Origin of the sequence: Mesorhizobium sp. M0239, assembly GCF_040321815.1 — a bacterium.
Lineage (GTDB): Bacteria > Pseudomonadota > Alphaproteobacteria > Rhizobiales > Rhizobiaceae > Mesorhizobium.
Map to the genome: position 1 here is coordinate 19,632 of NZ_JAMYSG010000024.1, position 21,688 is coordinate 41,319.

Here is a 21,688-nt window from a genome sequence, read left to right on the forward strand (position 1 = left end):
CGAAATGAGGCAACAGAATGACTTCGGAGGGCGTGTTACACTGCAAGCGAGGCCGAATCCAGCCCGGCGTCAGCAATTGTTGAGCGCGCGGTTGGCCGGCGCGCAGCCGCCTCATGCTAGGGTGCGCACCGAATCATCAAGCCGACCTGTTAAGGAGACGGTCATGGGCCGCGTTGTTGTTTGGCTGATCACCGCGATGTCGTTTCTCGCACTTTCGCATCAGCCGGCCGCATCGGAGCCGAAGCACGCGATCGCCATGCAGGGCGAACCCGCGCTGCCGCCCGGCTATACGCATTTCGACTACGTCAATCCCGATGCGCCGAAGGGTGGCTCGATCACCTATTGCGTCGGCGGCAGCTTCGACAACCTCAACCCTTTCATCCTCAAGAGCCTGCGCACGACGGCGCGCGGCATGATGGATACGATCTTCGGCAATCTGGTCTTCGAGCCGTTGATGCAGCGCAATGCCGACGAGGCTTTCACGCTTTACGGTTTGTTGGCCGACAGCGCCGACATGGACCCGGAGCGCAAGAGCATCGAATTCCATCTCAACCCGAAGGCCAAATGGTCGGACGGCCAGCCAGTGACGCCGGAAGATGTGCTGTTCAGCTACGATGTCTACACCGAGAAAGGGCGACCGCCCTACAGCGACCGCATGGCCAGGGTCGCCAAGCTCGAAAAGACCGGCGATCACAGCGTGCGCTTCACCTTCAACGACAAGGCCGATCGCGAATTCCCGCTGATCATCGCGCTGACCCCGATCATCCCGAAGCATGCCTTCGACAAGGAGACTTTCGACAGGACGACGCTCAAGCCGGTGATCGGCAGTGGCCCCTATACGATCGCGCAGGTGCAGCCCGGCCAGCGCATCGTGTTCAAGCGCAACCCGGATTACTGGGGCAAGGACGTCCCGGCCAAGCGCGGTTTCGACAATTACGACCAGATCACCATCGAGTATTTCCTCAACGCCAACGCCAAGCTCGAAGCGTTCAAGAAAGGCCTTTGCGCCATCGACGACGACAGTGATCCGGTGAAGCGCGAGCGCGATCTCGATTTTCCGGCCTTCCACAAGGGCGATGTGGTCGCGCAGACCTTCGACACCGGCATTCCGCCCGTGGTGACTGGTTTCCTGTTCAACACGCGGTTGCCGAAATTAGCCAACCCGGTCGTGCGGCGCGCGCTCGGTATGCTTTATGACTTCGAATGGGCCAACAAGAACCTGTTCGGCGGCAAGTACGCGCGGACAATGAGCTATTGGCAAAACTCCGAGCTTTCCGCGCTCGGCCATCCAGCGGACGACAAGGAGAAAGCGCTTCTGGCGCCCTACCCCGGCCGCGTGCCGGCCGATGTCATGGACGGTACATGGCGGCCGCCGGTGACCGACGGATCGGGCCAGGACCGCCGCGTGCTGAAGGCAGCCTTCGATCTTTTGAAAAGTGTCGGCTACCACGTGCAGAATGGAACGATGCTCGATCCCGAAGGCAAACCCTTCAGCTTCGAAATCCTGACCGCGTCGCAGGACGAGGAGCGCCTTGCCGGCATCTACCAGCGCACGCTGGAGAAGATCGGCATCGATCTCGCCATTCGCAGCCTCGACGGCGATCAGATCCAGTCGCGCAAGCAGCGCTTCGACTTCGAGGTCCTGGTCGGATCGAGCGGCTTCAACAATTCGTTGTCGCCCGGCATCGAGCAGAGCGGGCGCTGGAGTTCCGCCGCGGCCAGGACGGAAGGCTCGTTCAATCTCGCCGGCGTCGCCGATCCGGCTGTGGACGCGGCGATCGAGGCGATGCTGCGCGCCCGCTCCAAGGAGGATTATGTTGCCGCCGTTCGCGTTCTCGACCGGCTGCTGATCTCCGGCAACTACATGGTGCCGATGCAGCACAACACGCAGCAATGGATCGCCTACTGGAACTACCTGGAACATCCGCAAAAGACGCCCATATTCGGGTATCAACTGCCAACATGGTGGCGCAAGCCCAACTGAGGGATCAGGGAGATCGAGATGAGCGAATTGAACGCCATCACCGTCGATGTGGTATCCGATGTCGTCTGCCCCTGGTGCTTCATCGGCCAGAAGCGGCTCGACAGGGCAATCGCCGCCGTCAGCGATGTCGACGTGCATGTCCGCTGGCGGCCGTTCCAGCTCGATCCGACCATTCCGCCCGAAGGCAAGGACCGCCGCGAATACATGCTGGCAAAATTCGGCAGCGACGAGCGCATCCGCGAGATTCACGCCCGCATCGAGCCGCTGGGCGAAGTCGAAGGCATCTCGTTCGCCTTCGACGCCATCAAGGTGGCGCCGAACACGCTGGATGCGCACCGGCTGATCCGCTGGGCAGGTGCCGCCGGCGAAGCCATTCAGAACAGGCTTGTACGCCGGCTGTTCCAACTGAATTTCGGGGAAGGCGCCAACATTGGCGATCATGCCGTCCTGGTCGAGGCGGCACGCGAGGCCGGCATGGATGCATCCGTGGTCGCCACGCTTTTGCCAACCGAGGCCGATGTCGAGGCGGTGCGCACCGAGATCGCCACCGCGTCGCGCATGGGCATTTCTGGCGTACCGTGCTTCCTGCTCGAGGAAAAATACGCGGTCATGGGCGCACAGGATGCCGATACGCTGGCCGATGCCATTCGCCAGGTGGCGGCCGCCAAGGCGCGTGGCGAACTGGAAAAGGCCGGCTGAGGCCGACGCCCTCTCCTCTCCACGACAACAGCAAGCGTTACTTCACCGTCGCCTTGGCCTTGCTGATGAAAAATCCATGGCCGTTCGTGGCCGTGCAGGTCAGTCCCTTGCTTGACGACTGGCACGAGAACGGCCCGGCGCTCCAGCTGTTGCCGTAGCCAAGCTTGTCGACATCGCTGCAGCAGCCCTGCTCGCCTGGGTTCTTGATCAGCGTGGCTGGCCCCTTCGGACCCAGGATAATCGTGACGTAGCTTGGCTCGACGCGCGAGCAGCTCAGCTCCGGGCCACCATCCCTTGGTTCATAGGTGCCGGTGCCGCCTTTGGGCGTGTAGATGCAGCCGATGTTGCCGGACGGCGTGTTGAACTCGATCTGGCCTTCGGCGCTGGCCGGGATGCTCTGCTCGCCGGCATGCGCCAAAGGTACGAGGGGCAGCCAGGCGAAGAGGGACAGGATTGCGGCCGCGCGTGCAAGCATTGGGAGCTTCCTTGTTGGAGAACCGAACATGCATGAGTGTCGACGATGCCAGGCAAGGTTCAATCCCAAGCGGATGAATTGTCAAACACAGTCCCTCAGCCGATCCGACAAGGAAGCGCCGCTCGGCCGATTCTCCGGTCACCTCCTGCCTCCGGTAAGGACGACAACGGCACGCCCGGCGAGGTCGCGAACGGCAAATTTTCGGGTGTTCGGGTCAACCTGCTTTGAGAAAAGCGCTCGGTCCGGACGATTTTGAGTTCACAAAACCGTGTGAAAACCTTCCCTAAGGGAAGCCGCGCTAACGTCACGCCCCTATGTATCAGGCATTTGAAATCAAAAGCAATATTCGGATTTTTGCCTATCGTTGTCGCTATATTTCAGCATGTAATCTGTTGCCTCACGGCCACGGCTGCCGGCGCAATCCGGTCGGCCCGGTTTTAAATTAATGGAAAATGATCAATTGGTGTTACCATCCGTAACAAAAGAAAAAAGGTTTGGGCGGGATCGTGATTCGGGTCGGTAGACCATCGCAAGAGTCAGTACCGGAAAAAACACCTCGCGATGCCGCAGGGCGATCGCTTCTGACGCCGGTGTCGTCGATGCGCAGCTTCTGGGGCCTGATGCGGGCCTACTGGGTTTCCGACCGCTGGAAGGAAGCCTGGACGCTGACGCTGGTGATCGCACTGCTCACGGCGCTGTCCAGCAAGGCCGGTGTTTGGTTCGCCGAAGCCTCCGGCGAACTGGTCAACTCGATCGCCTTCTTCCATGACGCCGCCAACACCACGCCGCTTCGCTCGCTGCTGGTCAATGCCGGCGTCCTGGTGCTGCTGGTCGTGCTCAAGGACGCCGGCTTCACCGGCATCCGCAGCCTCGTGTCAGCGACATTGCACCGCAAATGGCGCGGCTGGCTGGACAGCCGCTTCAACGAAGCGCTGCTCGACACCAATCATACGCATTTCCACGCCCAGCATGGTTCGTCCGGCAATGCCGCTCCCGACAACATCGATCAGCGCGTCCAGGAATCCATCAAGGACATGACCGGCGGAGCCATCGGCCTCGCCATGGGCGTCCTGGGTGTTGCCACATCGCTTTATTTCGTCGGCCAGAAATTGCTTGAAAACTCGGCGGAAGTGAAAGGGCTGGAATTTCTCGGCAGCTACGGCAGCGCGGTTTTGGCTTTCCTGGCGGTCGCCACCTACGTGCCGCTGAACACTTGGATCGCGGTCAAACTGGGTCGTCTGCTGGAACGGCTCAACGTCAGGATGCAGCAATCCGAAGGCAGCTATCGCGGCGAGTTGACCACTTTTCTGCGTCGCAGCTTCCATGTCGCGGCCTCGCAAGGCGAGGATGTGCAGAAGACGATGCACAATCGACTTTATGTCGACATCGACCGCACTTGGGCGCGGCTGAATATCGTCAACACAGGCTACAATTCGTTCGAGCTGATCTACAATTTCATTGGCGCCCGCATTGTCGCCTATGGACCTGGCCTGGTGCCGTTCATCCACAACGGTTTCGATCTCAAGGGCTACATAACCGGCTCCGAGCTGGTCAATTCGCTGATCAGTCAATGCTCCTGGTTCATCCACGTCATGCCGAACATCGCAACGTTGCGCGCCAACAGCCAGCGCGTCATCGAATTGGCGCAGGCGATCGAGAATGTCCAGCATCCGCAGGAATTCTACAGCCAGACCGGCCGCTCCGATTTCCACTACACCAGCCAGAACCCGGTTTTTGGCCTGACCATCCAGAAGCTCGAACTGGCGCATCAAGGCGAGGATGCGACGCCCTTCCTCAGCGCCGCCAATCTGCGCTTCCGGCGCGGCGAATGGACTTTCCTGAAGGGCGAGTCCGGCTGCGGCAAGACTTCGCTGATCAAGGCGATCAACGGCCTGTGGGCCTATGGCCGCGGCACCATCGTCTTCCCCGAGGGCGTCAAGAGTTTCTATGCCGCCCAGGAGGTCAAGCTGCAGCAGGTGACGCTGAAGCAACTGGTCTGCCTTCCGGGCTCCGAGCGCGACCATGGCGACGCGCAGGTCGCGTCGGCGCTGCACAAGGCGGGGCTCGGCGACTTTATCGAGCACATGGCTGACGAAAGCCGCGAAGGCAAAAGCTGGGACCAGGTGCTGTCGGGCGGCCAGAAACAGAAGCTGGTGGTGGCCCGCATCGTGCTGCAGCAGCCGGGGCTGCTGTTCCTCGACGAGGCGACCGGCGCGCTCGACCCCGACGGCAAGGTAGCCTTCCACCAGGCCATCAAGGACAACTGCCCCGATGTCACGGTGATCAGCGTCATGCACGAGGCGGTGGCGCCGAGATCGATGACGGGCAGCGAATTCTATCACAGCATCGTCGCGATCGCCGACGGCGTCGCCACCAAGAAGCCGCTGGTTCCGACCTTGCCCGTCGAGCTCACCACCATTCTGGTGCAGCCAAGGCCGGTCCCGCGGCCGGTCGAAGACAAATGGCTGCGCTTCTCGCGCCGGCTGAAGCAGAAATAACGGTTAATCCACCCCGGTCTGCCTGGTCGAACGGCGGCCGGCAATCACAGTCTCGCGATCTCGGCCGCTCGTCGGCATTTTCCCTCCTCACCGCGATTGACACGGCAAGGCGCGCTCCTATGTTGCGCCCGCTTGCAGATAGTAAAAACGCGAACCCGCAAGCGGAAAGGTCACCGCGCCATGCCTGGCGACAGTCACAGTCGAACGCAACAGCCGTCCGCCCTGACGTGACCTCACATGGTTCATGTCCTGCCGGACGGCAAGGAGTGAGCCATGAACGAATTTACCGCCGTAGCCAGCGACGAGGCCGTCGCGATTGCCCGTATCCTAGCCAACGATCACGTCGCCGACATTGTCGAGGCCCTGAACAGGGAGCCTCGAGAGACCGCGACGGAACTGCTTTGTGAAGTGACGTTCGAGCGTCTGGTCGAGATCTTCGACCAGCCGGAACTCGACGGCGCGTCCGAGCTCATGGAGGCGCTGCCGCGCGCCAAGGCGGGCAAGCTGCTCACCGCCATGTCGGTCGACCGTGCCGCCGACATCCTGCGCGAGCTGGAAGAGCCGGCCCGATCCGAGCTGCTTGGCGGGCTTGCGCCGCCGCTGCGCGCAACGCTGCTCTCCATCCTCGGCTATCCCGAAGGCAGCGCCGCATCGATCATGACCACGGAGTTCGTCAGCGTGCCCTCGGACTGGACCGTCGGGCAAACGCTCGACTACATCCGCAAGGTGGAGCGGACGCGCGAAACCGTGTACGCGATCTATATCGTCGATCCGCAGACGCACCTGCTCGTGCGCTCGACCGGCCTGCGCCGGCTGATCACCGGGGAGCCCGACGATTCGATCATGACGGTGGCGCCGGATCATCTTCCGGTGACGGTCGGACCGCTGACCGATCGCGAAACCCTGGCGCAGACGATCTCCAAATACGATCTGCTCGCCGTTCCGGTCGTCGACCACGGCAAGATCCTCGGCATCGTCACCATCGACGACATCATCGACACGATGATCGCGGAGACGACCGAGGATGTGCACCGTTTCGGCGGCATGGAGGCGCTGGACGAGCCGTACATGAAGATGAGCTTCCTCGCCATGATCAAGAAACGTGGCGGCTGGCTGTGCGCGCTGTTCATCTCGGAGATGCTGACGGCCAACGCGATGCAGAGCTATGAGGGCGAGCTGGAGAAGGCGATCGTGCTGACGCTGTTCATCCCGCTGATCATGAGCTCGGGCGGCAATTCCGGCTCGCAGGCGACCTCGCTGGTCATCCGCGCGCTGGCGCTGCGCGAGATCGGTCTTGGCGACTGGTGGCGGGTGGCGCTGCGCGAGCTGCCCACCGGTCTCGTGCTGGGCGCCATGCTCGGCGTGGTCGGCGTCTGCCGCATTGCGCTGTGGCAATATATGGGCTTCTACGACTATGGCCCGCACTGGCCGCTGATCGCCACGACGGTGGGCGCGGCCCTCGTCGGCATCGTCACCTTCGGTTCGCTGTCGGGGTCGATGCTGCCGTTCGCCTTGAAACGTATCGGCTTCGACCCTGCCAGCGCATCGGCGCCGTTCGTCGCCACGCTGGTCGATGTCACCGGGCTGGTGATCTACTTCTCGGTGGCGCTGGTGATCCTGCGCGGCACGCTGCTGTAGCCGCTTCCTTATCTCCGCCGTGGCAAATACCTTGCTGCGGCGGAGTCCCGCGGTCCGGCTTTGCCGTCAATCCACCCGCGCGCCGTCCTTCACGCGATAGGTCGGCTTGTACATGGTGACCAGTTCTTCCGCCGCTGTCGGATGCACGGCCATTGTGCGGTCGAAATCGTCCTTGGTCAGGCCGGCCTTCAGCGGGATGCCGAGCAGCTGCGCCATCTCGCCGGCGTCCGGCCCCAATATGTGGGCGCCAAGCACTTTCTTCGACGCGCCGTTGACCACCAGCTTTATCAGCATCTTCTCATCCCGCCCGGACAGGGTGTGCCGCATCGGCCGGAATGTCGCGCGGTAGATCTCGATGTCGGGGAAGCGTTTGACGGCGTCGTCCTCCGACACGCCGACAGTGCCGATCTCCGGCTGTGAAAAGACGGCGGTCGCGATCGTCTCGTGATCGGGCGCGGTTGGATTTCCCTTGAAGGCGGTTTCAATAAAACACATCGCCTCGTGGATCGCCACCGGCGTCAGTTGCACGCGGTTGGTGACGTCGCCGATCGCCCAGATGCTGTCGATGTTGGTGCGGGAATATTGGTCGACGGCGATGGCGCCGGTCTTGGTCATGTCCAGTCCGATTCCTTCCAGGCCCATATTCTCGGTGTTGGGAATGCGGCCGATGGCCAGCATCACCTGGTCGACGGTCAGCACCTCGCCGCCGCTGACGAGCGCGTCGAGCCGGCCGTCCGGCCGCTTGCGGATCCATTCGGACACGGAATGGCAGAGGATTCTTATCCCCTTCTTTTCCATCGTTTCGTGCAGCATGCGCCGCAGGTCCATGTCGAACCGGCTGAGGATCTCCTTGCCGCGATAGACCAGCGTGGTGTCGACGCCGAGACCGTGAAAAATGTTGGCGAACTCGACAGCGATGTAGCCGCCGCCCTCGATCATGATCGCCTTGGGCAATTCCTTGAGGTCGAAAGCCTCGTTGGAAAAGATGCAATGTTCATGGCCGGGCAGCGCCGGATGCGGCGCCGGGCGGCCGCCCGTGGCAATCAGGATCTGGTCTGCTGTGACGGTGCGATCCTCACCCAGGAGATGCACGACATGCGGATCGACGATCATGGCGCGCGAGTGGAAGGTCTCGCCGCCGGCGCCCTCGACGTTCCTGACGTAGATCGCCTCCAGCCGGCTGATCTCGCGATCCTTGTTGGCGACCAGCGTCTGCCAGTCGAAACTGGCTTCCGGCACCGTCCAGCCATAGCCGGCGGCGTCGGCAAAGTGCTCGGGAAATTGCGAGGCATAGACATAGAGCTTTTTCGGCACGCAGCCGCGGATGACGCAGGTGCCCCCATAGCGGTATTCCTCGGCGATGCCGACACGCTTGCCGAGAGCCGCGGCGACACGCGCCGCCCTGACCCCGCCCGAACCGCCGCCGATGACGAAAAGATCGTAGTCGTAACCGGCCATGACGCGGCTCCCAAGCTTCAGAAATGTGTCAGACAGGTAGGCCGCAAACCGTCAAAAGAAAAGCCCGGACAGGCCGGGCTTTCGCGGGAGGCCGCAAGGCCATTTGAAATGCGGGATCAGTTATTGTCCGCGGGGGCCGCGCCATCGGCGGGCGCTGCGCCATCGGCCGGAGCGGCGGCTCCGTCGGCGGGCGCGGCAGGTGCTGCCTGCGCCTTTGCCTTGGCGGCGGCGGCCAGCGTTTCGCCAACCTGCTGGGCGAGATCGCGGCCGAGGCCGTTCTGCCAGATGTCGGCTGCCTTGACCAGTTCGCGGGTCACCGTCGGGCCGCTATCGAGCAGCTTCTTGCCCGAATCGGAATTGTAGAAGGCGGCGATGTCGGCCAGTTCCTTTTCGGAGAACACTTTCGCGTAGGCGAGTGCTGCTTCCTTCTCGAGGTCGGCGCGGCGCGAGGCCAGCGCCAGCGCCTTCTCGCTGATCGTCTTGCCGATCAGTTCCTGCATGTCCGGGTTCTTCTGGATCAGCTGCGATTCGAGCGCCGCGGCTGCCTGCGGCAGGATGTTGTCGAACGGGTCGGTCGCGTGGATCGCAGCGACCGCCGCGCGGGCGGCCTTCAGGTGCGAATCCGTGACATCCTGCGAAAACGCCGGCGAAGAGAAGGCGAAAACGGCCGAGGCCGCCAGAAGGACGGAAAGGCTGCGAACCCGGTTATGCAACGTCATGATCGGTAGAACTCCCTGGTTTTCGGGCGGCATGGACGGTTTGGATACCGTCGCCGCCGGCGATGATGGCCGCTGAAGCCAGCCCGATGAAAAGACCATGCTCGACCACGCCCGGAATGGCGTGGAGAGCATTCGAAAGCGCTCTTGTATCCGGAATGCGGCCAAAAGATGCATCGAGGATAAAATGGCCGCCGTCTGTAACAAAAGCCTGCCCCCCCGTCATCCTCAATGTGACCGGCCCGGAAAGACCGAGCTTTTCAGCCGCTGTGGCAACCGCGATTTCAGTGGCGCGCAGGCCGAACGGATTGACCTCGATCGGCAGCGGAAAACGACCGAGCGTCTCGACCATCTTGGAGCGGTCGGCGATGACGATCATGCTCTGGGACGCCGCGGCGACGATCTTCTCGCGCAGCAGCGCGCCGCCGCCGCCCTTGATCAACGTCAGTTCCGGGTCGACTTCGTCGGCGCCGTCGACGGTGAGATCGAGCTCTGGCGTTTCCTCCAGCGTCGACAGCGGCACGCCAAGCTCGCGGCAGAGCAACGCGGTGCGCTCCGAAGTCGGCACGCCGATGATGGTCATGCCGGTGGCGACCTTTTCGGCAAGCAGCCGCACGAACTCTTCGGCCGTGGTGCCGGTGCCGATGCCGAGCCGCATGCCGTCGCCCACATGGGCAAGTGCGGCGCGCGCGGCTTCGACCTTCAATTGCCTTGCATCCATGTCGGTAATTGCCCCGGAAACTCGCTGCCGGGCTCGTAGCATTTTTGCCGGTCCGGTCAAAGCCCTGGACGGCGCTTCTCCAGGTGATGCCTGTGTAGGAATTATTTCCTTGATCGGTGAGGGCAGCTATGCTACATTTTTGTCCATGGTGCTGATTTGCGCCACAACCCGCCGTCGAGGCGGGTTTTTTCATATCGGACGGCCCGCCGCGAATGCCCGGCCTGATGGGCAGGCCCTGCCTGAACGAACTGGCCCCGCGCTTGCCTTGACGCGCCGCAGCCGCTATCGCCTGCCCATTGCACACCTGCCCAGGACAGACCATGACCCGACCGATCATCGTGTTCGACCTCGACGGTACGCTGATCGACACAGCGCCGGACCTGCTCGACAGCCTGAACCACAGCCTGGCCGCCAGCGAGATCGCGGCGGTCGACGAAGCCGGCTTCAGGCGTTTTGTCGGCCACGGTGGCCGGGTGATGATCGAGCGGGCGCACGCCGCCCATCAGCGATCGCTTGCCGTCGAGGAGCACGACCGGCTGCTGGAACTTTTCCTCGATCACTACACGCTCAACATCCCCGGCAAATCGCGCCCATACCCCGGTGTCGTCGAGGCGATCGCGCGCTTCGAGGAGGCCGGCTATACCCTCGCCATCTGCACCAACAAATACGAAGCCAACTCGCTGGCGCTGATCGAGGCGCTCGGCCTGACCCAGCATTTCGCGGCCATCGCCGGCCAGGACACGTTCGCCTTCCGCAAGCCCGACCCGCGCCATCTGATCGAGACCATCAAGCTGGCCGGCGGCGACCCGCACCGCGCGCTGATGGTTGGCGATTCGCAAACCGATATCGACACGGCGAAGGCCGCCGGCATCCCGGTGGTGGCGGTCGATTTCGGCTACACCGACCGCCATGTCCGCGAATTCGAACCCTCGGCGGTCATCTCGCATTTCGACGCCCTGACGCTCGATCTGGCGCAAAAGCTGATTGCCGCCGCCGGAAACTGACGGGGAGCGGCGCAGGAAATCGCATATGGGCAAAGGCTTGCGCCCTACGAATACCCCCACTCCTAACCCCTCCCCACAAAGGGGGAGGAGATTCCGTCGGCGCTGATATCAGCAGATTTCCAACGTTCTCGACGCAAAAGGCGAGAGCGCGGCAGCTTCCCTCCCCTTGTGGGGAGGGCTAGGGTGGGGGTCCTCTTCGCAAGAACCTATATTCGATTGCCTTTGGAAGCGGCCACGTCTCGTCGAGACAAGGCCGGATAGGCCGACAATCCGATCCTGTCGGAACGCCGAACACCGCCTTGACTTCCCGCACCCGCCTCCCTTATATCGCGGCTCGCTTGGCCTTTGGGCAACGAGCGGGCGATTAGCTCAGCGGGAGAGCACACCCTTCACACGGGTGGGGTCGCAGGTTCAATCCCTGCATCGCCCACCAAAATCCTTACGGCAGTTGGCGATGTCTGGTGGAGATGCACCAGCCGCGATCAGCGCTTCATCGAGTGCAGGATGGCCTGCATGTGCTCTTCCAGGTCGAGTTCACCCCGAGCCTCGGCGGTCAACAGGTAATCGGCCTTGGCCCGGCGATCGCCTCGGCTGATCGCAGGATAGGAGCAGATGGCCAGCAGTGCTTCCTGTTCAATCCGGTCTGCCCTCTTGCGTTCGTGGCTGCTACTGCCCGCTTGATGAACAACCCTGTGAAGCCCGACATAGGTGGCTTCATGGGCTCCGATCAGCGCCCGCAATCCGGGTGAGGCCCCTTCCCCTTCAGCAAATGTCGGTTCAATGACTGAGGCCACGGCGGTGAACGCAAGAAGTGTACGGCGGGTGACTTCGGGCATGGCTCATATCCCTGCTGCCTGATCATGCAGGCACACCATAGCACCGGCGAAGCGGTTCGCAGAGATGCTCGGGGACGCGACCACACTTCTGCTGACAGATGTATTCGCTTCCGTAGCCCGCCCGCCCAGCAGCTGGTGTGGCCTTAAGTCGCAATGATTGACTTCCGAAATGCAGGGTTTCGGGCTTCATTGACGCTGCGACCAACACCATATGGTGATCCACAGCCCTCCAAAACGAGAGAAGCTCGCCTTGACACGGTCGCTTTGCGGCCATCGGCCGGCAATGGCTATGAACCAGGAACCTGAAAAACCATGCCTGAAAATATCAGACCGATTTCGAAAGACGTCCCCCTCATTCAGCTAGGCGTCTATCAGTGCCGCTTCCCGGTGAGCGAAGACCGGTCAGTGCCCGGCGGTTATCGTTTCTGTGCTGGGCCAACTTCGGCGGATCGCGTCTATTGCGATCACCACCACAGCATCGTGACCGCCGTCGACCCTCGTCGAACCCGTTCAGGTCTCCACCCCGCTCAACGACGCGCTGCGTAAGTCAAGCGGGCGGCGGCCCATTATTCGGGCAGCTGCAAACCTGTGGACTGAATCGGCACGCATTCCGGCTGCGGAACAAACCGGCACGCCAGCGAGTTTCTCTCCGACGAAAACTTGAGGGAAAGCCATGTCCAGATTTCTGCCGGCGACCAGCGTCGCCGTTCTTCTCGCCGGCGCGCCGGCCTTGGCCGCGGACGACAAGCCGCTGCCGCCGCCCAATGCCAAGAAGCTGTCCGAGATCATCGCCAAGGTCGAGCAGCGCGACGGCTTTCGCTATGTGGACGAGGTCGACTGGGACAGCGGCGCCTACACCGTCACCTATTACACGGCGGACAAGGCGAAGGTCGAAATCACCTACGATCCTGTGACGGCGGAGCCGAAATAGGGTTCGCCGGCAGACATTTCGTTCCCGGCCGTGTCAGCGGCCATTCCCGGCGCGGGCGCCTCCCCTTGCGTCAGCGTCGCTTTGATGGCTGACTGTGCGCCAGAGCAGTTCACCGCTTCATGGAAACGGTGAACCGCTCTAACTCTTTGTTTTGGCGCAATTCCGGACGGAAACCGTTTCACACTTTTCCTGGAATTGCTCTGGGCGCCGCATTGGGGGATGGGGATGGCGACGGCAAAGCACGTGATGAAGCGCATATTGATGATGTTGGCCGGCTACTTCGTGTCGGTGCTGGTCGGCCTGATCGCCATCGCGGTGATCTATGGCGTGCTCAGCTCCTTGCCCAACGCGCCCAGCTATTTCGACGTCATGGGCGTTTCGCCGATCGCGGTGCTGCTGGTGCCGCCGCTCGGCATGTTCGTCTATTTCCTGACCATCGTGGTGACCGCGCTGCAGACGCTGATCTTCGCGCTGATCGCCGAGTTCTTCTCGTTGCGCAATGTCCTGCTGCACATGGTTTTCGGCGCCGGCGCCGCGGTCGGCGGTTTCGCCCTGATCTGGCCGAGTGCACCGGAGGATATGGACCCGGAGCGTTGGGTCGACATCGGCATCATTGCCGCTGCCGGACTTGTCGCCGGGTTGCTCTATTGGCTGATCGCCGGGCGCGACGCCGGCTTCCGGCGGCCATTGTTCCAGCGCTACTAGCTTGCAGGCTCACAATCGCGAGCCCGGCATATCGGCTCATGCCGAGCCTGAAAGAAACAGATTCCGCCGCATTATGAAAGCCGCCAGTCGGAAAACGATCTCAAATCGGTCGCTCAGTGCGCCTTGCTGCCTGAGAGCAGCCATAGCTCGTCGTCATGGCGCTGCTGTTCCGAGCGCAGCGGCCAGTACGTCGGCGAGGCCGCGTCCGGCGCTGCCGTCCTCATCAAGGCGCGGATTGTAGATGGTGATCTCGAGGCCGACTGCCTTGCCGCTCGCCGAGGCAAGCCGGAGCGCAGCCGTCAGCTCGTCCCACGACAACCCGCCTAGCACGCGAAAATCGACAGCTGGCATGATGACGTCGTCGAGACAGTCGGCGTCGAGATGGATGAAGAAGCCGTCCAATTCAGCTCTCGTCAGGTGATCGATCGCTTCGCGTGCGGCGGCCTCGATGCCCGTGGCGCGCACAGCGGGAAGGTCAAGCACCTTGAGCTCTTCGGGGAGCGGCTGGCTTCCGTACTCCTCCTGATCCTTGTGATCGCGATACGCGAAGGCGACAGCGTCTTCAGGGCGGACCAGAGGACCGCGACCTTCGATGTCGGTCAGGAGCGATGGACCGTAGCCGGTGACGAAGGCGAGGTCCATCGAGGCGCCCTCACCATTGGGTTCCGCCTCTGGCTGGAAGAAATCGGCGTTGCCGTCAATGAAGAGCAAGCCGTAGCGGCCGCGTCGTCGAAACGCGAGCGCCGAGCCCAGCACGATCGTGCAATCGCCGCCCAGCACCACTGGAAACCCGCCTGCGTCAAGCACCGCTTCCACGGCGTCGGCGAGCTTGGGCGACCACTGCGCAATTGCCCTGGCGTTCAGGGTGCCGGTCTCGGGATCGGGCGTCGGGTCCTTCGCAGGCACAGCCAGCCGCCCGGCCCGGCGCGCCTGGATGCGCTCCGCAAGGCAAGGTCCAGGAGCCGGTCAGGCAAGCGCTCCACACCGTCGGTCGCCAGGCCCAGCGTGGAGGGGGCTTCGAGAATCGCATAATGGCTCGACATCGGCGCCTCCGTTAGTGACCATTTCGCGGAGTAGGTCAGGGCCTCTGTTTTGTGGCCGTGTGATCGCGAATGAAGGCCCGAAGTCGTTGGCATCGTATGGTGTCGTGCCAACGGTTGCGCGTCTTCCATCTGAACGCGAAACGTGCCCACTTCCGTAGCTTGGTCCACCTTCGTCAGCCATCGGCAGAATGCCGACGATGGCAAAACACCGTCGCAGAATCGCTTCGAGCGCTCAACATCGTTCGTCCCTACCGAAACAGGATCACAGTTGCGTTTTGAGCTTGTTCGATAACGGTAGCCGCCGCTCCTCGTTCCCTCTCAGCCGCCTTTCCGCTTTCGGTCATTCCGTATTTATGAGTTAACGGCCTACCGAAAGTCCTGGATCAACTCGAAGGCGAGCGAACCGCCTCCGTAGCGTCCAGAGCCTGCTTGAGGCGCGAGTCGCGGTCGTAGACGTCGCCGAAATACTCGACCTTGCCGGACAGATCAGGCCAGGCGGTGAAATAGGCGACATAGACCGGGATCGTGCGCGTCACATTCTCGGTCGCATGGCCGTGCTTCAGCTTCTCGGCGATATAGTCCACGGAGGTGCCAAGCACCGCCGCTGCCATGCCGCGCGGGTCCTGCAGCCGCACGCAGCCATGGCTGAGCGCGCGCATATCCCGCTGGAAGAATGATTTCTGCGGGGTGTCGTGCATGTAGATCGCGTGCTTGTTGGGGAACAGGATCTTCAACTCGCCCAGCGCGTTGGCCTCGCTCGGCTGCTGGCGAACGCTGTAGGGGATGTTGGAGCCATAGGCGCCCCAATTGACCGCCGACGAAGGAATGCGCTTGCCGCGCGAATCCGTCACCTCGTAGCCGGCCCGGTCGAGATAGCCCGGATCGTTGCGCAATCTCGGCAGCATCTCGTTGACGATGATCGACTGCGGCACGCCCCAATAGGGATGGAAATCGACCTGCTTGATCTGGTCGTAGAAGAAAGAGGTCTGGTTGGTGGTCCGGCCAACGACGACACGCGTCTTGAGCTTTTCCTCGCCATTGTCGATGTAGCTTGCGGTAAAGGCCGGCTGGTTGATGAAGACGCGCGGACTGCCAAGATCGGAGGGCAGCCAGCGCAGTTCCTCCAGCGCCACTTCCACCTTCAGCAGCTTGTCGGCCTTGGATGTTCCGGCCAGCGTCGCCACAGTGCGCGGGCCGATGACGCCGTCGCCCTTCATGCCTGCCTTCTGCTGCACGGCCTTGATGACCGGGACCAGTTCCGGAACGTAGACGTCGCTGGTGGCCAGCCTGGACAGGATCTCGCCATAGGCGCCGCCCATCTCGTCATCGAGATTGCGCGCGATCAAGGTCAGGAGCTTCGGCAGTTCGGGACTGGTTTCGCCCGGCTTCAGCAACAGTTTGGGGTCGACGACGATTTCGTTTTCCGCACTGGCCTGCAGCGATTCCAGCTCGACGCGCAGTGCCTGGTATTCCGCATTCTGCGGATGCCGCGATTCGAGATAGGTGCGCACTTGCTGGGTATGCGCCAGCGTCCTCAGCACGCCTTGCAAGTCGAGCGGCTTGGCCGGGAAATCATAGTAGCCGGTCATGCGGTTGGGATCGACGCGGCCGTTCTGGGCGTCGTGGGCATAGCGCAGCACACGCGCGGAAAGCGCCATCTCGAAACGGACGAGCTCTTTCAGTTGCGCATTGGCATCGGCCGACGATGCGCCGGCAGCGGGCACTTCGACCGTATAGTCGGCGGGCGTGAGGCCATAGCTTGAAGCCTCGCCAAGCACCCGCACCGCATCCTGCGCGCGGCTGTTGAGGCTGGTTCCGCTTATCCAGATGAAATCCGGATTGGCCGAGTAATACGCGATCAGCGCCTTGGCGATGTCGGGCTCGGCTAAGAGTTCGTAGTCACCCAAGCTGGCAACCGCATCACGGAACGCAGCGCCCGTTGCCGACGGCACGAAGGCGGCGTCCTGCGGTGTCGCCGGCTGCGGCGTCGCGGCCAATGCCGAGAAGTCGACGCGAACCAGCCGGTCGGCCTTGTAGGTGTAGTAGGATGGGCTGCTGATCTTCACATTGCCGCCGCCACCACCGGACACTTTCGGCTTTGGCTTGTTCTTCGGCGGCGGGGGCGGAAACTCGCCTTTCGGCGCATGCTTGACGCCGCCGCCGAAAAGCATGTCGAAGAGCCCCTGCGCGCCTGCCTGGGGTACACCGAAAGCCAGCGTTGCCGTGATCGCCATCAGCGGCATCACGGTTGCTTTGTTTCCGAGGAATTTCATGAATCACCCGCTCCGGCCGCAACCGGTTCCCGTTCCGCACGCTAGATCGTCCCGCTCACCGCATGGCGGATGTAAGGCGCGACTATACTGATTCATACCGATTTCGTTAAGCTTTCATAAATTTTGGAAAGCCTGTTGCAGAACGGTTTCACAAGATCGTGACGGCTGGAGCGGAGGGTTGTTCCGCCCCAGCCGGAAATCTCTCGGGATCAGGCGTTGGCGCCGCCATCGATGGTCAGGGCAGCGCCGGTGACGAAGCGGCCTTCAGGGCCTGCAAGCCAGACGACCATACCGGCAATGTCATCGGCCTTGCCGAAACGCGGTGTTGCCATCTTCCGGCGCTGATGCTCGGCGTGCGGGCCGTCGGCCGGGTTCATGTCGGTGTCGGTCGAACCGGGGTGGACGACGTTGGCGGTGATGCCGCGCGGGCCGAGGTCGCGCGCCAGCGCCTTGGTCAGGCCGACCAGCGCCGCCTTGCTGGCTGAATAGGCCGTGAGGCTGCCGTCGGTCGCCCTCTCGGCAAGGTTGCTGCCAATCGAGATGATCCTGCCGCCCTCACCCATATGCACGGCCGCCGCCTTCGAGGCGATGAATGGAGCCCGGAGATTGACCTCCATGGTCTCGTCGAAATCTGCGAGCGACAGCGTGTCGATGGGGGCGGCCCGCCAGATGCCGGCGCTGTTGACCAGGATGTCGAGCCGGCCGAAGGCGGTCACTGCGTCGTCGACGGCCTTGTCTATGGCGACCGCATCGCGGTTGTCGGCCCTGATCGCGATGGCGCGGCCGCCCTTGGCCTCGATTTCGGCGACAACCGAGCGAGCCTGCTCCTCGCCATGCACATAAGTCAGCGCGACACTGGCGCCGTCGGCCGCGAGCCGTCGCGCAATCGCCGCACCGATGCCGCGACTGCCGCCGGTGACGAGCGCGGCCTTGCCGCCCAGTTGCTTGAATGACATCGATTTCTCCTTTTGTAACGATCGATACATAAATATCTGTCAGCCTTGCCCACCGGCGTCAACTTAATTATGTATCGATCAACACAGAAAAGAGCATCATGCCGGAACGAGGCCGCCCCCGCACCTTCGATCGAACCGCAGCCCTGCGACGCGCGATGCAGGTGTTCTGGGCGCGTGGCTACGAAGGCGCATCGATGAGCGAGCTGACCGCCGCCATGGGCATCAACTCGCCCAGCCTCTACGCCGCCTTCGGCAGCAAGGAGGCACTGTTCCTGGAGGCGATGGATTTCTATTCGCACACCGAGGGTGCCGACATCTGGCTGGCATTGGACGAGGCTCCGACCGCGCGGCAGGCGATCGAACAATTCCTGAGCCTGACGGCGAAGGCCTATGCGCAGAGCGATCGCCCGCAGGGCTGCCTGATCACGCTCGGCGCGCTGCATCAGGATTCGAGCCGAGGCGCCATCTGCGACGATCTGCGCCGTCGTCGTGCCGAAAACCACACCGCCCTGCAGAAGCGTCTCGAGCGCGGCGTTGCCGAAGGCGAATTGCCGGCGGATTTCGACTCTAGTGCCGCCGCGACTTTCTTCGCCACGGTCCAGCACGGCATGTCGATCCAGGCACGCGACGGAGCCTCGCACGATGCCCTGCTGGCGACGGTGGCCGGTGCCATGGCTGCCTGGACGACAATGGCCGGCACCGACGCGGCGTGACAAACGCCGGCTGGTGTGATCGAAATTCGCCAGCAAGGCCGGGAGGGACGAGAGCGTGAAAAAGGGTTATCGCGAGCTGCTGGACGAGGCGAACGCCGAGATCGAAGTGGTTTCGCCGGAGGAGGCAGCCGGACTGCTCGACGATGAAGACACCATCTTCGTCGATCTGCGCGATCCGCGCGAAGTGGAACGAGACGGCAGGATTCCCGGCGCCAAGCATGTCACCCGCGGCATGCTGGAGTTCTGGATCGACCCCGAAAGCCCTTACCACAAGCCGTTCTTCGCCTCGGGAAAGAGCTTCGTGTTCTTCTGCGCCGGCGGCTGGCGCTCGGCGCTGGCCACAAAGACGGCGCAGGACATGGGGCTTTCGCCGGTCAAGCACATCCTTGGCGGCTACACCGCCTGGAAGGCCGCCGGACTGCCGGTCGAACCCGGCGAGAAGAAGAAATAATCTCGACCGCCGCTCAGTGCAGCAGCAATGGCTCGCGATGCGTCACGAAGCCGACCGCGCGTTCGACCACGCCCTTGTCGGCGAGAATACGGCGGTGGCCGAGCCCGTCGGCCCAGTAGAGCCGCACATGGCCGCCGGCGCCGGCATAGCGCCTTGCATGATCGGCCGACACTTCGCGATCGTCCTGCGCATGGATGACCAGGGTCGGCACCGGCGCCTGGGCGAGCTGACGGTCGCCGGTGAATTCGTGCAGCGGCCGGCCGGAAAGATGCTCGACCCGGTCCGCCATGGCGGCTTGCGAGCGCGGGCCGACATTTAACATATGACTGAAGTCGGCAAAGATCGCCGGCAGGGAACTTGGCGCCGCGATCAGCACCAGGCGTCCGGCCGCCAGCGGCGGAATGTTCTTGACCGAACCGGCGATGGCATTGGCGGCGACGGCGCCGCCGAAGGAATGGCCGACGGCTGCCACGAAGGGACCGAACCATTCGCCGGCAACCCGCACCGCATCCACCGCATTGACCATGTTGAGGCGCCGGCCCTGCGACTGGCCGTGGCCGGGCAGGTCAAGCGAAACGACCCTGTAGCCGGCGGCGCGATAGCCTTCGATCAAGGCGCGCATATATTCGGTGCGCGAGCGCCAGCCATGGACGACGAGCACCGTGCCGACGGCCGCCCTGCCGGGCTCCGGCCGGAACTCGTGCACCATGACGCAGCCGGTCGCGGTCTTCAGCCGGTGATGACGCGCCTCGGTCATGAACCCGGACGCACGCTCGACAGCGCGGCGCTCGCCATCGCTGAGCGCCTTGACATTCGGGGTGCGGCAGAACAATTCGAACGCCGCGCGTCCGCTAAGCCGCGGCGCGACACGCTCTGCCGCACCGAACACGCCCCGGATGACCTTCAGCCCGAATGATGCCATAGTGAAAATCCATCCATACGTTCAAGCATGAACATAATAGTTCAAAGATGAACAATAAACAAGAGCTGCCTTGGGACAACCCGCGTTTCCGCAACTGGGTCGCGGTGGCGCGCGCATGCCATGTGCTGGAGCGCACGCTCGCGGTGAAGCTTGCACCGCTCGATTTGAAACCGGCGCAGCTCGACGTGCTGATGAACCTCTATCGCCACCCCGGCATGTCGCAGCACGATCTTGCCCGCAAGCTGCTCGTCGGCCGCTCCAACATCACCATGCTTTTGCCGCAGCTGGAAGTGCGCGGCCTGCTGCGCCGCGAAGGCGACGAAAAGGACAAGCGCATCCTGCGGCTCGCGCTCACCGAGGCCGGCGAGGCGCTGCTGATGCAAGCGCTGAAAGTGCATATGGCGCTGATCGAGAAGGCGATGAGCCAGTCGACGCCGGAACAATGCGACATGATCGGCGAGCAGATGCGCAAGATCTATGATGTGCTGAAAGAGGTGTGACGGCCCTTTCAGCCCAAACCTACCACATCGTCTTCTTCGCCCGTTCCGGCCATTCCTTGTCGTAGGTCTCGCCGTCGATGTTCCTGCGGCTGGTGATTTCCAGGATCTGTCCGGGCGTCGGCAGCGACTTCGGGTCGACGTGCCTTGCCGGGTTCCAAAGCTCGGAGCGGAGGATGGCGCGGGCGCACTGGAAGTAGACCGAATCGATATCGACGACGGTTACCGATCGCGCCGCCTTGCCATCCACCGTGAATGACGCGCACAGCGCTGTATCCGTGGTGATATGAGCGCGGCCGTTGACGCGCAGCGTCGTGCCGGAGCCAGGCACCAGGAACAGCAGGCCGACGCGCGGGTCGCGGATGATGTTTCTTAGCGAATCGGCGCGGTTGTTGCCGCGACGGTCCGGCATCATCAGCGTTTTCGGATCGTGGATGCGCACGAAGCCGGCGAGATCGCCGCGCGGCGAGCAGTCCAGCCCCTCCGGCCCGCTGGTTGCCAGCGCGACAAAGGGCGAGGCTTCGATGAAGGCGGCATATTCGGGAATGATTTGGTCGAGTTCCTTGACCAGTGAGGCCTCGCCTGGAACGCCATAGAGCGCCTCGAGCTGTTCGACCGTGGTGATGACGGACATTTTTCTCGCCTCCAAACCTTTGCCGGCGCTACGCCATCTCGATGACGTTTTGACGACAGCGAGCGGAATCAATCTAGTGGTCCCGGCTCAGGCCCTTTTCCGCAAGCTCCGCGAGATAGGCTTCCCAGCGCGCATCCTTCTCGTGGCCAAGCGTGTGCAGGTAATTCCAGGTGAAGATGCCGGTGTCGTGGAAATCGTCGAAGGTGATGCGCACAGCATAGTTTCCGACCGGCTCGATCTTCAGGATCGCCACATTGCGCTTGCCAGGAACCGTCACCCGCTGATCCGGCGAATGGCCCTGCACCTCGGCCGATGGCGAGGCGACACGCAGCAGTTCCGCCGGCAGTTCGAACGGCCGATGGTCGGGAAAGGTTACGGACAGAAGTTTGCGGTCCTTCGAGACCCGGAGTTCTTTCGGTGCGGTCATGCTGTTCGATCCCGTATCACCCGCCCTTCCCTACGCCGCTTCGCCAAACGGGAAAAGGCCTGATGAGACCGACCGACATGCGATGTCGGCTGAGAGATGTTACCAAA

General features: G+C 62.8%; 20 protein-coding genes, 1 tRNA gene and 1 pseudogene. 11 read left to right on the plus strand and 11 right to left on the minus strand.

Annotated elements, in window-relative coordinates:
* Window positions 1-163: 163 nt before the first annotated feature.
* Together NKI99_RS23595 and NKI99_RS23600 are read left to right on the plus strand one after the other, a co-directional pair.
* Window positions 164-1,984: an extracellular solute-binding protein gene (locus NKI99_RS23595; RefSeq protein ID WP_352612223.1), complete on the plus strand. Its 1,821-nt coding sequence runs from the start codon at window positions 164-166 to the stop codon at window positions 1,982-1,984.
* A gap of 18 nt (window positions 1,985-2,002) precedes the next feature.
* Window positions 2,003-2,683 carry a DsbA family oxidoreductase gene (locus NKI99_RS23600; protein ID WP_352612224.1) on the plus strand — a complete coding sequence of 227 codons (681 nt, stop codon included), beginning with the start codon at window positions 2,003-2,005 and terminating at the stop codon, window positions 2,681-2,683.
* A 37-nt stretch (window positions 2,684-2,720) separates the two neighbouring features.
* On the opposite strand, the gene NKI99_RS23605 is transcribed toward NKI99_RS23600, so the two are convergent.
* The gene (locus NKI99_RS23605; protein ID WP_352612226.1) at window positions 2,721-3,158 is read right to left on the minus strand and encodes a hypothetical protein; all 438 of its coding nucleotides are present in this window, start codon (window positions 3,156-3,158) and stop codon (window positions 2,721-2,723) included.
* Between the two features lie 599 nt (window positions 3,159-3,757).
* Here NKI99_RS23605 and NKI99_RS23610 point away from each other — a divergent pair.
* Both NKI99_RS23610 and mgtE read left to right on the plus strand, forming a co-directional pair.
* Complete coding sequence (locus NKI99_RS23610) at window positions 3,758-5,656, plus strand: ABC transporter ATP-binding protein/permease (RefSeq protein ID WP_352612227.1); 1,899 nt, start codon at window positions 3,758-3,760, stop codon at window positions 5,654-5,656.
* 273 nt (window positions 5,657-5,929) lie between these two features.
* Window positions 5,930-7,294, plus strand: a complete 1,365-nt coding sequence (mgtE, locus tag NKI99_RS23615; protein ID WP_352612229.1) for a magnesium transporter — start codon at window positions 5,930-5,932, stop codon at window positions 7,292-7,294.
* Between the two features lie 66 nt (window positions 7,295-7,360).
* Here mgtE and gor read toward each other — a convergent pair whose 3' ends face one another.
* From gor to rpiA, 3 genes are all read right to left on the minus strand, one after another.
* Window positions 7,361-8,752, minus strand: a complete 1,392-nt coding sequence (gor, locus tag NKI99_RS23620; RefSeq protein ID WP_352612231.1) for a glutathione-disulfide reductase — start codon at window positions 8,750-8,752, stop codon at window positions 7,361-7,363.
* A gap of 116 nt (window positions 8,753-8,868) precedes the next feature.
* Complete coding sequence (locus tag NKI99_RS23625) at window positions 8,869-9,471, minus strand: DUF2059 domain-containing protein (protein WP_352442439.1); 603 nt, start codon at window positions 9,469-9,471, stop codon at window positions 8,869-8,871.
* A complete protein-coding gene (rpiA, locus tag NKI99_RS23630) occupies window positions 9,458-10,189 on the minus strand; it encodes a ribose-5-phosphate isomerase RpiA (RefSeq protein WP_023813970.1) in 732 nt (243 codons plus the stop codon). Before rpiA ends, NKI99_RS23625 begins: the two co-directional genes overlap by 14 nt.
* A gap of 320 nt (window positions 10,190-10,509) precedes the next feature.
* Between rpiA and NKI99_RS23635 the strand changes: the two genes are divergently transcribed.
* Together NKI99_RS23635 and NKI99_RS23640 are read left to right on the plus strand one after the other, a co-directional pair.
* The gene (locus NKI99_RS23635; protein WP_352612233.1) at window positions 10,510-11,193 is read left to right on the plus strand and encodes a phosphoglycolate phosphatase; all 684 of its coding nucleotides are present in this window, start codon (window positions 10,510-10,512) and stop codon (window positions 11,191-11,193) included.
* A gap of 358 nt (window positions 11,194-11,551) precedes the next feature.
* Window positions 11,552-11,626 (plus strand) — tRNA-Val (locus tag NKI99_RS23640).
* A 49-nt stretch (window positions 11,627-11,675) separates the two neighbouring features.
* On the opposite strand, the gene NKI99_RS23645 is transcribed toward NKI99_RS23640, so the two are convergent.
* Window positions 11,676-12,029: a hypothetical protein gene (locus NKI99_RS23645; protein WP_031213807.1), complete on the minus strand. Its 354-nt coding sequence runs from the start codon at window positions 12,027-12,029 to the stop codon at window positions 11,676-11,678.
* A 673-nt stretch (window positions 12,030-12,702) separates the two neighbouring features.
* On the opposite strand from NKI99_RS23645, the gene NKI99_RS23655 reads away from it, so the two are divergent.
* Together NKI99_RS23655 and NKI99_RS23660 are read left to right on the plus strand one after the other, a co-directional pair.
* Window positions 12,703-12,960, plus strand: a complete 258-nt coding sequence (locus NKI99_RS23655; RefSeq protein ID WP_023813967.1) for a PepSY domain-containing protein — start codon at window positions 12,703-12,705, stop codon at window positions 12,958-12,960.
* Window positions 12,961-13,179: 219 nt separating this feature from the next.
* Complete coding sequence (locus tag NKI99_RS23660) at window positions 13,180-13,665, plus strand: hypothetical protein (RefSeq protein WP_032909546.1); 486 nt, start codon at window positions 13,180-13,182, stop codon at window positions 13,663-13,665.
* 153 nt (window positions 13,666-13,818) lie between these two features.
* Here the strand turns inward: NKI99_RS23660 and NKI99_RS23665 are convergent.
* The 3 genes and pseudogenes from NKI99_RS23665 to NKI99_RS23675 form a co-directional block, all read right to left on the minus strand.
* Window positions 13,819-14,708, minus strand: a pseudogene (locus NKI99_RS23665) (arginase family protein).
* 383 nt (window positions 14,709-15,091) lie between these two features.
* On the minus strand, window positions 15,092-16,981 hold the full coding sequence (locus NKI99_RS23670; RefSeq protein WP_352612235.1) for a L,D-transpeptidase family protein: 1,890 nt from the start codon (window positions 16,979-16,981) through the stop codon (window positions 15,092-15,094).
* A gap of 209 nt (window positions 16,982-17,190) precedes the next feature.
* Window positions 17,191-17,937: a 3-oxoacyl-ACP reductase family protein gene (locus NKI99_RS23675; protein WP_352612237.1), complete on the minus strand. Its 747-nt coding sequence runs from the start codon at window positions 17,935-17,937 to the stop codon at window positions 17,191-17,193.
* A 98-nt stretch (window positions 17,938-18,035) separates the two neighbouring features.
* Here NKI99_RS23675 and NKI99_RS23680 point away from each other — a divergent pair, with 98 nt between their 5' ends.
* Together NKI99_RS23680 and NKI99_RS23685 are read left to right on the plus strand one after the other, a co-directional pair.
* The gene (locus tag NKI99_RS23680) at window positions 18,036-18,650 is read left to right on the plus strand and encodes a TetR/AcrR family transcriptional regulator (protein WP_352612239.1); all 615 of its coding nucleotides are present in this window, start codon (window positions 18,036-18,038) and stop codon (window positions 18,648-18,650) included.
* Between the two features lie 55 nt (window positions 18,651-18,705).
* Window positions 18,706-19,101 carry a rhodanese-like domain-containing protein gene (locus NKI99_RS23685; RefSeq protein ID WP_056587731.1) on the plus strand — a complete coding sequence of 132 codons (396 nt, stop codon included), beginning with the start codon at window positions 18,706-18,708 and terminating at the stop codon, window positions 19,099-19,101.
* Between the two features lie 13 nt (window positions 19,102-19,114).
* Here NKI99_RS23685 and NKI99_RS23690 read toward each other — a convergent pair whose 3' ends face one another.
* Window positions 19,115-20,023 carry an alpha/beta hydrolase gene (locus tag NKI99_RS23690; protein ID WP_352612241.1) on the minus strand — a complete coding sequence of 303 codons (909 nt, stop codon included), beginning with the start codon at window positions 20,021-20,023 and terminating at the stop codon, window positions 19,115-19,117.
* A gap of 47 nt (window positions 20,024-20,070) precedes the next feature.
* Between NKI99_RS23690 and NKI99_RS23695 the strand changes: the two genes are divergently transcribed.
* The gene (locus NKI99_RS23695) at window positions 20,071-20,523 is read left to right on the plus strand and encodes a MarR family winged helix-turn-helix transcriptional regulator (protein ID WP_352612243.1); all 453 of its coding nucleotides are present in this window, start codon (window positions 20,071-20,073) and stop codon (window positions 20,521-20,523) included.
* A 19-nt stretch (window positions 20,524-20,542) separates the two neighbouring features.
* On the opposite strand, the gene NKI99_RS23700 is transcribed toward NKI99_RS23695, so the two are convergent.
* Window positions 20,543-21,154 carry a pyridoxamine 5'-phosphate oxidase family protein gene (locus NKI99_RS23700; protein WP_352612245.1) on the minus strand — a complete coding sequence of 204 codons (612 nt, stop codon included), beginning with the start codon at window positions 21,152-21,154 and terminating at the stop codon, window positions 20,543-20,545.
* Window positions 21,155-21,227: 73 nt separating this feature from the next.
* Window positions 21,228-21,581, minus strand: coding sequence for a gamma-butyrobetaine hydroxylase family protein (locus NKI99_RS23705; RefSeq protein ID WP_127327406.1), 354 nt, complete (start codon window positions 21,579-21,581; stop codon window positions 21,228-21,230).
* Between the last annotated feature and the right edge of the window lie 107 nt (window positions 21,582-21,688).